The sequence below is a fragment of the Streptomyces sp. NPDC050085 genome (assembly GCF_044460595.1).
Classification (GTDB): Bacteria; Actinomycetota; Actinomycetes; order Streptomycetales; family Streptomycetaceae; genus Streptomyces.
In genome coordinates this window covers 1,687,018-1,698,706 of the sequence record NZ_JBITJZ010000001.1, presented here as the reverse complement: position 1 = coordinate 1,698,706, position 11,689 = coordinate 1,687,018, and the positions used below count along the sequence as shown (strand labels likewise).

Below are 11,689 nucleotides of genomic sequence, written 5' to 3'. Positions count from 1 at the left end.
CGTTACAGCAGCCCCCGCTCCATCGCCACCACGACCGCCCGCGTCCGGTCGCTGACGTCCAGCTTCGCGAAGACCCGCAGCAGGTGCGTCTTCACGGTCGCCTCGCCGATCACCAGGCGTCTGCCGATGTCGGCATTGGACAGGCCGTCCGCCACCGCCTTCAGCACGTCCACCTCGCGCGAGGTGAGCGCCGCCTGCGTCGGGCGGCGCATCTTCGCGACGAGCTTCTGCGCGACGCGCGGCGCGAGCACCGTCTCGCCGCGGGCCGCCGAGCGGATCGCGTCGACCAGCTGCTCGCGCGAGGTGTCCTTGAGGAGATAGCCGATCGCCCCGGCCTCCACCGCGTGCTCGATCTCGGTGTCCGTGTCGTACGTCGTCAGGATCAGCACGCGCGTCCCGCTCGGCCCCGCGACGATCTGCCGGGTGGCCGCGACCCCGTCGAGCACCGGCATCCGCAGGTCCAACAGGGCGACGTCCGGGGCGAGTTCCTCGACGAGCGTCACGCCCGCGCGGCCGTCGTCCGCCTCTCCGACGACCTCGATACCGGTCTCCGGGGCGAGCAGCGCGACGACTCCGGCGCGCATCACGGTGTGGTCGTCGACCACGACGACGCGCAGTCGGGGCTTGTCCTGGCTGCTGCTCATGCGGGGTTCTCCTCGTGGGACGTGACGGTGGGCGCGGCGGGCAGGGAGGCGAGGATCCGGGTGCCGTCGCCGAGGGAGCTGGTGACGGTCAGCTCGCCGCCGAGTTCGGCGAGCCGCTTGCGCATCCCGTCGAGGCCGAAGCCGCGCGCGGCGCCGACGTCGAAGCCCTGCCCGTCGTCGGTGAGCTCCAGATCGATGCCGTACGGGCCCTCCGTCAGGACCACGATCACCGTCGAGGCCCCGGCGTGCTTGCGGACGTTCGCCAGGGACTCCTGGGTGCAGCGCAGCAGTGCGATCCTGGTCTGCTGGTCGCAGTGGACCTCCGCGAGGTCCGCGTCCACCGCGATCCCGGTGTCCTCGGCGAACCGGTCAAGGGTGCGCCGCAGCGTCCCCGACACCGGTCCCTGGACCGCGCCGCCCGGCGGTGGCGTCGCACCCACCAGGGCGCGCGCCTCCGCCAGGTTCTCCCGGGCCGTCTGCTCGATGGACGTCAACTGCTGGGTGGCGCGGGCCGGTTCGGCCGCCAGGCCCGCCCGGGCGGCCTCCGCGAGCACGATGATCGAGGCGAAGCCCTGGGCGAGTGTGTCGTGGATCTCCCGGGCCATCCGCTCCCGCTCGTCCGCGGCGCCCTGCCTGCGCAGCGCCTCGCTCAACTCCTGCTGGGTGTCCGCCAGTTCGGACGTCAGCCGCTGCGCACGCGCCTCGCTCTGCGCGGTGAGCCGGTGCACGAGGAGACCGACCCCGGCCCCCACGGCGTATCCCGCCACGATGAACACCTCGTTCCCGGTGAGGAGTTGGCCGCCGTCGCGCCCCACGATGCTGCCGACGCCGGTGAGGGCGGCGGCCGCGCCGCTGAACGACAGAGCGGCGGCGGGCCCGGTCGCGTAGATCCAGAAGTGCGGCAGCGACACGATGAACAGGGCGGCCCCGCTGCCCATCGTGTACGCGATGCCGCCGACCCCGGCGGCAAGGGCCGCCAGGTAGAGCTGCGAGCGCAGGAGGGGCTTGCCGGGGAACATCGCCACGGCCGCGTAGGAGAACGTGAGCGCGGCCAGCAGCCCGTACGTCGTGTACTTCGTCCCGGCCGCCCGGTCCGACACCGCGATGGCGGGCGGGAGCAGGCCGCACAGCACCCACACCACCGCGTTCCAGCGGTGCGCCGCGGGTATCGGGGCGTCGGACACGGGCTGCCGGCTCGGGCTCGGGCTCATGAAGATCAGCCTACGTTCGCCGTCGGCCGGTCCGCCGTCGGCCGCGGAGACTGCCGGGCGCTCCGTGAGGGCCACCAACTCCGGTCCCCGAGCAGCAACATGAGCGCGGGCAGGATCAGCACCCGGATCACGAAGGCGTCGAGCAGCACCGCCACCGCCAGGCTGAAGCCGATCTGCTTCATCTCGATGAAGTGCAGCGACACGAAGCTCGCGAACACCGTCACCATCACGAACGCCGCGCTGGTCACCACCCCGGCCGAGCTGCCGACCCCGTCGAGCACCGCCTGCCGCGTCGGCACCCCGCGCAGCACGGCCTCCCTGATCCGGCTGATCACGAACACCTGGTAGTCCATCGACAGGCCGAACAGGATCACGAAGAGGAACAGCGGGACGCGCGAGCCGATCGTCCCCGTCGAGGTGAAGTCCAGCAGCCCCTCCGCCCAACTCCCTTGGAAGGCAAGGGTGAGGACACCGAGCGAGGCCCCGGCGGAGAGCAGGTTGAGGACGACACCGACCAGGCCGAGGACCACCGAGCGGAACGCCCACACGGTCATCGCGAACGTGACGAGCAGCAGCGCCCCGATGATCAGCGGCAGCTTCTGCTTCTGGTGCTCGGGATAGTCGGCGTAGCGGGCCACGTCGCCGGTCACCGCGGAGTCGATGCCTGTAGGGGACCCGCCCAACTTCCCTACCGTGTCCGGGAGATAGCGGTCCCGCAGCCGCTCGAGGGACTCCTGCGCGGGCTTCGCGCTGACGTAGTGCGGGACCGGCAGTTCGAGGGAGCTGACGCGGTGGTCGGCGGAGGTGCGCAGGGTGTACGTGCCGTTCATGCCCGGGTCGTCCTTCGTCTGCGCGGCGAGGGACCGCAGCGCGCCCGCCACCTCGTCGGCACGCTCCGCGTCGGCCCGCACGACGACCTGGTGCACCGCCTTGACCTCGGGGAACGCCGCGTTGAGCCGGTCGAAGGTGGGCATGCCCTGTGTCTGCCGCGAGTGCGTCTCACGGCCCATGTCGGTCAGCTTCATGCCGAGCAGGGGAGCGGCCAGGGCGAGCAGCGCCACGACCGCGACGGTCAGGACGGCGGCGGGGCGGCGCGCGGTGAGCCGCAGCAGGGCGTTGTGGCGTACGGGCTTGGCCGCCGGAGCGGGCTTCTTGCGGCGGGCGGCCCGGCGCTCGGCCCGCGCACCCAGCTTGGCCAGCAGCGCGGGCAGCACCGTGAGCGAACTGACCACGGCCACCAGCGTCACCACGATCGCCGCGGTCGCGATCGAGGAGAAGATCACGTCGTCGGCGAGGTAGAGCGTCGCGCTGGAGACGGCGACCGCGAACCCGGACAGGACCACGGCCCGGCCCGACGTCGCCGCGGCCAGCTCGACGAGCGCCTGCGGGCTCAACTTCCCTTGTGCGCGGGCCCGTTCCTCCCTCTCCCGCTTGAGATAGAAGAGGGTGTAGTCGACGCCGACGGCCAGGCCGATCAGCAGGATGATGTTGGTGCCGACGCCCGCGTCGGGGAAGGCGTGCGAAGCCAGCATCGACAGGCCCACGGACGCGACGATCGAGGTGAGCGCAAGGAGCAGCGGCACCGTCGCCATGGCCACGGACCGGAACACGAACAGCAGCGTCAGCAGGGTGATCGGCAGCGCGATCAGCTCCGTACGGGAGAGGTCGCTGCCGCGCAGTTTGTCGACGCCCTGGCTGATGGACGGGCCGCCGGTCTCCTCCACACGCAGCCCCGGGTGCGCCTGCTGCACCTCGGCCGTCTGCGCCCGCAGCGGGTCGACGTGCTTCTTGCCGTCGAGTTCGGCGCCCTTCATGGTGACGTCGACGCGGACGGCCCGGCCGTCCTTCGACCAGACGGGCGCGGCCACCGACCGCACCTCGGGCAGCTTCCGCATCCGGTCGGCGACGTCCCGGGCGACCGCGCCGCCCTCGGTGCGGGCGAGCTTGCCCGAGCGGCCCTCGATCAGCACCCGCTCGACGGGCCGCTGCGCGAGCCCGCCCTCCCGGGCGATCGCCTCACCGCGGCCTGCCTCACCGACGCCGAAGTCCGCCGACGTGGCGGGATTCGAGCCGACGGCGATGCCGGCACCGAGGCAGAGGACGACGAACAGGAACCAGCCGGCGATCGCCCGCCAGGGGTGTCCTGCGCTCCAACGAGCCATGCGTACGGGGTAGTTGGTCATGACGTACATGCTGCTCGGCAGGGGAGTGGCCGCGGCAGCAGCGGCCGGTTGAACCTGGGGTCCACCACCTGGTGGACCCCGCGGTCCACCGACGCGTCCAGGACCCGGACGCCCGCCCGGATGGATGTCTCCTACAGCTACCCTCCGGCGGTAGGCGCTGCTGACGCGGGAGGCATCATGAACGAGAACCCAGGGCGCATCGTCGCCGCCCTCGACGGTGCGAGCATGCGCCGCTACACCACCGGCCAGGTCATCCTCGACGCCATCGACTGGCGCGTGCGCTCCGGCGAGCACTGGGCGCTCCTCGGCCCGAACGGCGCGGGCAAGACCAGCATCCTGCGCCTCGTCGGCGCCACCACCTTCCCCACCACCGGCACCGTCGAGGTCCTCGGCCACCGCCTCGGCCGTGTCGACGTGCGCGAACTGCGCGCCCACATCGGCCACGTCTCCACCTCGCAGCGCGTCCCGCAGGACATCACCGGGCACACCGTCGTCCTGACCGGCCACACCGGCACGGTCCAGCCGCTGTGGAAGGCGTACGACGCCGAAGTGCGCGAGCGTGCCCACGAGTTGCTCGCCGAACTGCAGATCAAGGAGCTCGCCGACCGCGAGTACGGGGTCTGCTCGGGCGGTCAGCGCGCCCGCATCCTCATCGCCCGCGCCCTGATGGCGAACCCGGCGCTGCTGCTGCTCGACGAGCCGTTCAACGCGCTCGACCTGCCCTCCCGCGAGGACCTCATCGACACCATGCGCCAACTCGCCGTGAACCGGCCCGAGTTGGCGACCGTCACCGTCACCCATCACCTGGAGGAGCTCTCCCCGGCGATCAGCCACGCCCTGCTCCTGCGCGAGGGACGCGTCCTCGCCCGCGGCCGCGTCGACGACGTCCTCACCGACGCGCGCATGACGGCCTGCTTCGGCCGCCCCATCGAGGTCACGCGGCACGAGGGCCGCTGGCTGGCCCGCTCGGGCGGCCACCGGTAGGGGGCGCCGGTGGGGCCAGGTGTACGTAGGGACACCCCCGGTTCGGGTCGTACGCCCAATGTCCCGCGCCGCCGCGGTCCCTAGCGTCGTAGACGAGGCGCACAGGGCGCCGGACGACGAGGGGATCGGCGGACATGCGACACCACAGGAACCAGGGACCGGCCACCGAGTACGGCCGGGGCGAGGCACTGCGCCTCGTCCGTGTCACCAAGACGTACGGCGCGACGGAGGAGGGTGCGGGCGCGGCGGGCGGCACTCGGGTCACCGCCCTCGACGACGTCACGCTGAGCCTGCCCACCGGCAGCTTCACGGCCGTGATGGGGCCCTCCGGGTCCGGCAAGTCGACGCTGCTGCACTGCGCCGCCGGACTCGACCGCCCCGACAGCGGCCTCGTCGTGGTCGACGGCGAGGAGATGACCGGCGGCCCCGGCCCGGCGCGCAGCGAGGCCGCGCTCACCAGGTTCCGCCGCACCCGCATCGGCTTCGTCTTCCAGCAGTACAACCTGCTGCCCACGCTCACCGTCGCCCAGAACACCGTGCTCCCGCTGCGGCTCGCGGGGCGGCGCGTGAACCGGGCACGGGTCGAGCAGATCCTCACCGGCGTCGGCCTCGGCGACCGGCTCGGGCACACCCCGGACCAGCTCTCCGGCGGCCAGCGCCAGCGCGTCGCGATCGCCCGCGCCCTGGTCACCGAGCCCTCCGTGGTCTTCGCGGACGAGCCGACCGGCGCCCTCGACACCCGCAGCGCCCGTGACGTCCTGCGGCTGCTCCAGGAAACAGTGCGGCTGCACGGCAGGACCGTGGTGATGGTGACGCACGACCCGGTCGCCGCCTCCTACGCGGACACCGTCCAGTTCCTCGCCGACGGCCGCCTCGCCGGGCAGCTGACGGCCCCGACCGTCGACCAGATCGCCGAACGTCTCGCCCACCTCGGCGACGACGTCCCGATGGAGGTGTGAACCATGTTCACCATGCTCGGACTCGCCACGCGCTCCGTACGGCAGCGCCCCGGCCGCTTCCTCGCGACACTCCTGTCCGCCTTCCTCGGCGCGACGATCATCATGACGTTCAACTCGATGTTCGACACGGCGGGCGCGAGCGGCGTCGACAAGGTCAGCTCCGACTCGCTCACCACGGCGGCGAGCGTCGTCGGCGGCTACGGCACGCTCCTGGTCTTCTTCGCGATCGCCTCAACATTGACGGTCAACGTCCGTCAACGTACGGAGGAAATCAACCTGTTGCGCACCACGGGCGCCACACCCGCCCAGATCAAGCGCATGGTCATCGGCGAATCCGTGGCCGTGGCCCTCATCGGCGCACTCCTCGCGATCGGCCCCGCCATGCTCGGCGGCTCCATCCTGCTCGACGTGTTCAAGGACAGCGGCCAGGTCGCCGACTCCGTCGACTACTCCTTCGGGGCCGTGGCCCTGATGTCCGGCATCGACATCACGCTGCTCGCGGCCGCGGGCGCGGCCTTCCTCGCCGTGCGCCGCGCGACCAGGGCCGCGGCAGGCGTACGCCAACGCACCGGCCGCGCACGGAAGTTCGCGGCCTGGGCCGCACTGATCGTGGGCGGGCTCGCCGTGTCCAGCACCTTCGCCATGAAGTCCACCGACGCCGCCCTGATGGCGGCGCCCGCCTACGGCGCGATCCTCCTCTCCGTGGGGTTCGCCCTCGTCTCGCCGAGCCTGCTGCGCACGGTCCTCGGCCGCGCGGAGCCGCTCATCACGGCACTCGCGGGCGCGAGCGGCTATCTGACCGTCCGGAACATGCGCCGTCGCGCCACGCAACTGTCCGGCGTCCTCATGCCGTTGATCCTCTTCACCGGCATGGCCACCGCGACGCTGTACATGCAGGCCGTCGAGAATGACGCGATCAAGGCTTCCGGGTTGACCAAGTCAATAGAGGACAAGAACCTCGAGACGCTCAACTTCACCGTGGTCGGCATCATCGTGGTCTTCGCCTGCATCATGTTGATCAACTCCCTGTACGCGGCCACGGCCTACCGCGTCCGCGAGTTCGGCCAGCAGCGTCTGGCCGGCGCGACCCCGTCCCAAGTCCTGGGGACCGTTGCGGTGGAGGGCGTCGTCCTGACCGTCACCGGCGTGTTCTTCGGCACACTCGCGGCGCTCGCGGGCCTCCTCCCGTTCACCGCCGTACGCACCGACGGACTCCTCCCCGACCAGGGACTCGGCATCTGGATCACGGTCGTGGCCATTGCCGCGGCGGCAACACTGGGCACCAGCCTGGCGACCGCACGACGCGGACTGCGGGTCCCCGCGGTGGACGCGGTCGCCCTGGCCGCATGACAGTGCGGTTGCCCCGGTCCGTGTCGGTGTTGGGCCAAGCGGGTGACATGGCGTAAGAATTGGCCGGTGCAGACAACAGTGCGAGCCCGGACGGGGTGGGGGCAGTGAACGGCCACGACGTCACCGACGAACAGTGGGAAGGGCTCGCCCAGGTCGTACCGCTGCGCAGCCGCAACGAGTGGCCGTCGGCGGTCGACCATCGGGCGATCCCGGAGATGGACACGGAGCCGCGCCGCCGCTTCGTCGTCCTGCGGGTCAACGTCTTCGGAGACGCCCGCGAGGTCGCCGAGACCGTGATGGCCGGCATCCCGGTCCTCCTGGACCTGTCCGGAGCCGAGACCGAAGTGGCCAAGCGCGTCCTGGACTTCAGCAGCGGCGTGGTCCTCGGCCTCGGCTGCGGCATGCACCGCGTCGACCGCAACGTGTTCCTGCTGGCCCCGCCCGGCACCGAGGTGCAGGGCCTGGTCGCGGGGGCGGGTGCGCTGTCCTGAGGGAGCACCCGGCGCGGGGCCGGTGGCAATCCCGGAAGGCATAGTCCCCCGATCGTAGGAAGGTCACCGGGGATGAACGGTTCTGCGGAGGCGGGGCGGCCTACGTTCACGGCATGACCGTGCTCCAGCGGGGCGCGCCCCCGTTACCCCCGGGCGCGTCCCCGGACCGCCCGAGCGTGACCGAGCTGCGGCTCTCGGCCTTCGGCCGCCACCGCGGCGCGACCGTCCCCCTCGGCCCCTTCACCGTACTGACCGGGCCGAGCGGCAGCGGAAAGACCAGCGCGCTGCAAGCCCTCGAGGCCCTCGCCCGACTCGGCGGCGGAGCGGGCCTCGCCGACGTCTTCCCCGACCCACGGGCGTACGTTCCCGAGCGGGCCAGGCCCGATGCCCAGCAGCGCCGCGGCTTCCGCATCGGATGCACCGTCGAGGGCCCGGCCGGGACGGTCCGCCTCGACCTCGCCGTCCAGGCCGAACCCGAACTCCGCGTCGTCGGCGAGCGATTGACCGGCCCCGGCATCACCTACCTGGAGACGGCGCTGCGCGACCCCGGCCGCCGCGAGGTCCAGGCGGCATGGCACACCGCGGGCTCGGTGCCCGTGACCCGCGGCCCGCTCCCCGACGACCTCCTCGGCACCGCTCTGCTCCCGCTGCGCGTCTCCGGGCGCACGGAGGGGCAGCGGCAGGTCCTCGCCGCGGCCGAACAGGTCGTGGTCGGGCTGCGCTCGGCGTTCCCCTGCGACCCGGACCCGGCCCGGATGCGCACCCCGGTGCGGGCCCACACCGACCGGCTGCTGCGCGGCTGCGACAACCTCGCGGCGGTGCTGCGCCGCACCCGCGCCGAATGCGGCACCCGGCACTCCCTCCTGGTCGCCGCCGCCCGGGCGGGCCTGACCGGGCCGGTGGCGGACGTACTGGCGGAGGCCGCTCCCGACGGTGCCGTACGTGCCGTCATCGACCGCGGCGACGGGCCGCGTACCCCTGTCGAGCGGCTCGCGGACGGCGAGTTGAGGTACCTGGCGCTGGCGCTCGTCCTGCTCACCGGGCCCCGCGTCCTGGAGGTCGACGCGGCGGCGGAGGTCCCCGAGGCGTACCAGACCCTCACGGTTCTGGCCGACGGCCTGGACCGCGCCCTCGATCCGGCCCAGAGCACCGAACTCGTCGCCCTGGCCACCCGGATGTGCGCCCGCGGGCACATTCGCCTCCTGGCCACGGCGGGTGAGGCGGGCCCCGCGGCCCGGACCGCACGGGAGCTCGGGGCGACGGTGGTAGACCTGAGGCCGTGACAGACGGAACCAATGAAGTGACGGGCGGGGCGGCCGGCGGGGCGACTGGCGGGGTGACCGGCGAGGCGATCGACGAGGCGAACGGCGAGGCGAACGGCGAGGCGAACGGCGAGGCGGGGTCCCGAGACCCGGGGTCCCGTGACCCGGGGTCCCGTGACCCGGGCGTCCCTGCGGCCCGCCCCCTCGACATCGCCTCGCTGCAGTCCCGGCTCGCCCGGTTCGCGGCCGCTCGCGACTGGGGCCCCTTCCACACGCCGAAGAACCTGGTCGCGGCCCTGAGCGTCGAGGCCTCCGAACTGGTCGAGATCTTCCAGTGGTTGACCCCCGAGCAGTCGGCCCGGGTGATGGACGACCCCGAGTCGGCGCACCGCGTCGAGGACGAGGTCGCCGACGTCCTCGCGTACCTGCTGCAGTTGTGCGAGGTGCTCGGCATCGACGCGCTCGCGGCGCTTTCGGCGAAGATCGACCGCAACGAAAGCCGGTTCCCGGCGCCAGGGTCGGACCGGGCCTGAATCCGGCCCGCCGTCACTCTACGGAGTCATAGAAATATCCACATCCGATTCCGTGTCCACAGATTTCGGGCTTCCTCTGGCTTTTCGTCTCGCAGACCCTCACTCTGGGTAGTGGACAAAGGAGTTCGGGCGGGACGGGACGGGGACGCGGATGGATGCGGTGCGGCTCATCGGGGTCGGCCGACGGGCCCTGGCACAGAGCCAGGACGCGCCGGACATCATGAGGGAGGCATGGCAGGCACAGGCACTGGCACAAGCGATCGGCAGTCGGCTCGCGCTGCAGGGGCCACCGGAATTACGAGGCGAGGCGCGCGCCCTGACCGAGGCGGGAGCACGGGGCAGCGGAGGCTCGGCGGTCCCGGTGGTGGGCGCCGGAGGAATACGGGCGGCGCAGCTGACCGAACTGGGCGATGTGCACGAGGCGTTGCACGGCCTCGGTGCGCTGCTCGGCGATGTCGGCATCGCGCTCGTCGCGGTGGCGAGCGCGTCATTCGAGGAGGGGGCCTATTGGCAGTGCATGGAATCGATCGACGCGGCGGACGAGTCCCGGGACCGCGTCCTGGAGATACTGCGCAGACTGCCGGAGCGGGACGAGCGGGAGAGCCGCGTGCGCAGACCTGAGCCGGAGCCCGGCTCGGACTCGGCGGCCTGACCGGGAGCGCGTAGACCGGGGGCGGCGCTCCCGTCAGGACCGGTCGTCAGGCGTCGTCGGTGGCGGGACGCGCGGCGCCGGGGGGCTGTTGGAGATCGGCGTCGAGCTGCGACAGGTCGGCGTTGAGCGCTGCCATCAACTCCTCCATCTGCTGCAGCAGACCCTTGGGTGCACCCGGTTGTTCCGGCACGGTCGTCTCGTGCACGGCCTCTTCGGGCACGGCTTCCTGGGACATGACGGCCTCCTCGGCCCTTGCCTTCCCGCTGGGGGACGGGCAGCTGACGCAAGTGACGCCCGGCAGCGACCGCCGGCGCGGGTGCCGGGCGGTCCGGCTCCGCCCGAGCCAACGATCACGCGAGGTGCCCGGTCACTGGAGTGGACCGTCACCGCGCACCGGGTTGACGCATTTCACCCGACCGTGGCGACGCCGGACGGGCGGGACCAGTGGGGTTGACGCACGTTCGACCGTGCAGGATGGAGGTATGGATCTTCGCATCTTCACCGAGCCCCAGCAGGGGGCCACCTACGACACACTCCTGACCGTGGCCAAGGCGACCGAGGACCTCGGCTTCGACGCCTTCTTCCGGTCCGACCACTACTTGCGCATGGGCTCGTCCGACGGGCTGCCCGGCCCGACGGACGCCTGGATCACGCTCGCCGGCCTCGCCCGGGAGACCCGGCGGATCCGGCTCGGCACGCTGATGACCGCCGGCACCTTCCGGCTGCCGGGCGTGCTCGCGATCCAGGTGGCGCAGGTCGACCAGATGTCGGGCGGCCGGGTCGAACTGGGCCTGGGCGCGGGCTGGTTCGAGGAGGAGCACCGGGCGTACGGGATCCCGTACCCGAAGGAGAAGTTCGCCCGGCTCGAGGAGCAGCTGGCGATCGTCACCGGCCTGTGGTCCACCGAGGTCGGCTCCACGTTCAGCCACGACGGCACGTACTACCAGCTCACCGACTCTCCGGCGCTGCCCAAGCCGGTGCAGCCCAAGGTGCCGGTGCTGATCGGCGGACACGGGGCGACGCGCACGCCGCGGCTGGCCGCGCAGTACGCGGACGAGTTCAACATCCCGTTCGCGTCGATCGAGGACAGCGAGCGGCAGTTCGGCCGGGTGCGGGCCGCCGCCGAGCAGGCCGGGCGCGCGGGCAGCGACCTGGTGTACTCGAACGCGCTGGTGGTGTGTGTCGGCAAGGACGACGAGGAGGTCAAGCGCAGGGCGGAGGCGATCGGGCGGGACGCCGAGGAGCTCAAGGCCAACGGGCTCGCGGGTTCTCCGGCCGAGGTGGTCGACAAGATCGGCAGGTACGCGGCGATCGGCTCGCAGCGGCTCTACCTCCAGATCCTGGACCTCGACGATCTCGACCACCTGGAGTTGATCTCCTCGCAGGTGCAGTCGCAGCTGTAGCCGTGGCGGCAGCGGCC

Annotated in this window: 12 protein-coding genes; 8 read left to right on the top strand and 4 right to left on the bottom strand. The window is 72.2% G+C overall.

Going from position 1 to position 11,689, the window contains the following annotated elements; all coding sequences use genetic code 11:
- Positions 1-2: 2 nt before the first annotated feature.
- Genes ACIBUY_RS07380 through ACIBUY_RS07370 form a run of 3 tightly spaced genes read right to left on the bottom strand, consistent with a single transcriptional unit; the run spans position 3 to position 4,038 of the window.
- Positions 3-644, bottom strand: coding sequence for a response regulator transcription factor (locus ACIBUY_RS07380; RefSeq protein ID WP_365569156.1), 642 nt, complete (start codon positions 642-644; stop codon positions 3-5).
- On the bottom strand, positions 641-1,855 hold the full coding sequence (locus ACIBUY_RS07375; RefSeq protein ID WP_365569159.1) for a sensor histidine kinase: 1,215 nt from the start codon (positions 1,853-1,855) through the stop codon (positions 641-643). The genes ACIBUY_RS07380 and ACIBUY_RS07375 overlap by 4 nt, the downstream gene beginning before the upstream one ends.
- 5 nt (positions 1,856-1,860) lie before the next feature.
- Positions 1,861-4,038 carry an MMPL family transporter gene (locus ACIBUY_RS07370; RefSeq protein ID WP_399152048.1) on the bottom strand — a complete coding sequence of 726 codons (2,178 nt, stop codon included), beginning with the start codon at positions 4,036-4,038 and terminating at the stop codon, positions 1,861-1,863.
- A gap of 177 nt (positions 4,039-4,215) precedes the next feature.
- Here ACIBUY_RS07370 and ACIBUY_RS07365 point away from each other — a divergent pair, with 177 nt between their 5' ends.
- The 7 genes from ACIBUY_RS07365 (at position 4,216) to ACIBUY_RS07335 (ending at position 10,269) form a co-directional block, all read left to right on the top strand.
- Complete coding sequence (locus ACIBUY_RS07365) at positions 4,216-5,022, top strand: ATP-binding cassette domain-containing protein (protein WP_365569165.1); 807 nt, start codon at positions 4,216-4,218, stop codon at positions 5,020-5,022.
- Between the two features lie 134 nt (positions 5,023-5,156).
- Complete coding sequence (locus ACIBUY_RS07360) at positions 5,157-5,981, top strand: ABC transporter ATP-binding protein (RefSeq protein WP_399152047.1); 825 nt, start codon at positions 5,157-5,159, stop codon at positions 5,979-5,981.
- Between the two features lie 12 nt (positions 5,982-5,993).
- Complete coding sequence (locus ACIBUY_RS07355) at positions 5,994-7,331, top strand: FtsX-like permease family protein (RefSeq protein ID WP_365569440.1); 1,338 nt, start codon at positions 5,994-5,996, stop codon at positions 7,329-7,331.
- Positions 7,332-7,435: 104 nt separating this feature from the next.
- Positions 7,436-7,822, top strand: coding sequence for a cell division protein SepF (locus ACIBUY_RS07350; RefSeq protein ID WP_365569171.1), 387 nt, complete (start codon positions 7,436-7,438; stop codon positions 7,820-7,822).
- Positions 7,823-7,935: 113 nt separating this feature from the next.
- Positions 7,936-9,105, top strand: a complete 1,170-nt coding sequence (locus tag ACIBUY_RS07345; RefSeq protein WP_365569174.1) for an ATP-binding protein — start codon at positions 7,936-7,938, stop codon at positions 9,103-9,105.
- A 188-nt stretch (positions 9,106-9,293) separates the two neighbouring features.
- Positions 9,294-9,617 (top strand): nucleotide pyrophosphohydrolase, encoded by a 324-nt coding sequence (locus ACIBUY_RS07340; RefSeq protein WP_365569443.1) that lies wholly within the window; start codon positions 9,294-9,296, stop codon positions 9,615-9,617.
- A gap of 151 nt (positions 9,618-9,768) precedes the next feature.
- Positions 9,769-10,269, top strand: a complete 501-nt coding sequence (locus tag ACIBUY_RS07335) for a DUF6099 family protein (protein WP_365569178.1) — start codon at positions 9,769-9,771, stop codon at positions 10,267-10,269.
- Positions 10,270-10,315: 46 nt separating this feature from the next.
- On the opposite strand, the gene ACIBUY_RS07330 is transcribed toward ACIBUY_RS07335, so the two are convergent.
- The gene (locus tag ACIBUY_RS07330) at positions 10,316-10,504 is read right to left on the bottom strand and encodes a hypothetical protein (RefSeq protein WP_365569181.1); all 189 of its coding nucleotides are present in this window, start codon (positions 10,502-10,504) and stop codon (positions 10,316-10,318) included.
- A gap of 247 nt (positions 10,505-10,751) precedes the next feature.
- Here ACIBUY_RS07330 and ACIBUY_RS07325 point away from each other — a divergent pair, with 247 nt between their 5' ends.
- Positions 10,752-11,672: an LLM class F420-dependent oxidoreductase gene (locus ACIBUY_RS07325; protein WP_365569184.1), complete on the top strand. Its 921-nt coding sequence runs from the start codon at positions 10,752-10,754 to the stop codon at positions 11,670-11,672.
- Positions 11,673-11,689 lie beyond the last annotated feature (17 nt).

Coding starts and splice junctions, on each gene's coding strand:
- ACIBUY_RS07380 (WP_365569156.1), bottom strand. CDS start 644: ATGAGCAGCAGCCAGGACAAGCCCCGACTGCGCGTCGTCGTGGTCGAC.
- ACIBUY_RS07375 (WP_365569159.1), bottom strand. CDS start 1,855: ATGAGCCCGAGCCCGAGCCGGCAGCCCGTGTCCGACGCCCCGATACCC.
- ACIBUY_RS07370 (WP_399152048.1), bottom strand. CDS start 4,038: ATGACCAACTACCCCGTACGCATGGCTCGTTGGAGCGCAGGACACCCC.
- ACIBUY_RS07365 (WP_365569165.1), top strand. CDS start 4,216: ATGAACGAGAACCCAGGGCGCATCGTCGCCGCCCTCGACGGTGCGAGC.
- ACIBUY_RS07360 (WP_399152047.1), top strand. CDS start 5,157: ATGCGACACCACAGGAACCAGGGACCGGCCACCGAGTACGGCCGGGGC.
- ACIBUY_RS07355 (WP_365569440.1), top strand. CDS start 5,994: ATGCTCGGACTCGCCACGCGCTCCGTACGGCAGCGCCCCGGCCGCTTC.
- ACIBUY_RS07345 (WP_365569174.1), top strand. CDS start 7,936: ATGACCGTGCTCCAGCGGGGCGCGCCCCCGTTACCCCCGGGCGCGTCC.
- ACIBUY_RS07335 (WP_365569178.1), top strand. CDS start 9,769: ATGGATGCGGTGCGGCTCATCGGGGTCGGCCGACGGGCCCTGGCACAG.
- ACIBUY_RS07330 (WP_365569181.1), bottom strand. CDS start 10,504: ATGTCCCAGGAAGCCGTGCCCGAAGAGGCCGTGCACGAGACGACCGTG.
- ACIBUY_RS07325 (WP_365569184.1), top strand. CDS start 10,752: ATGGATCTTCGCATCTTCACCGAGCCCCAGCAGGGGGCCACCTACGAC.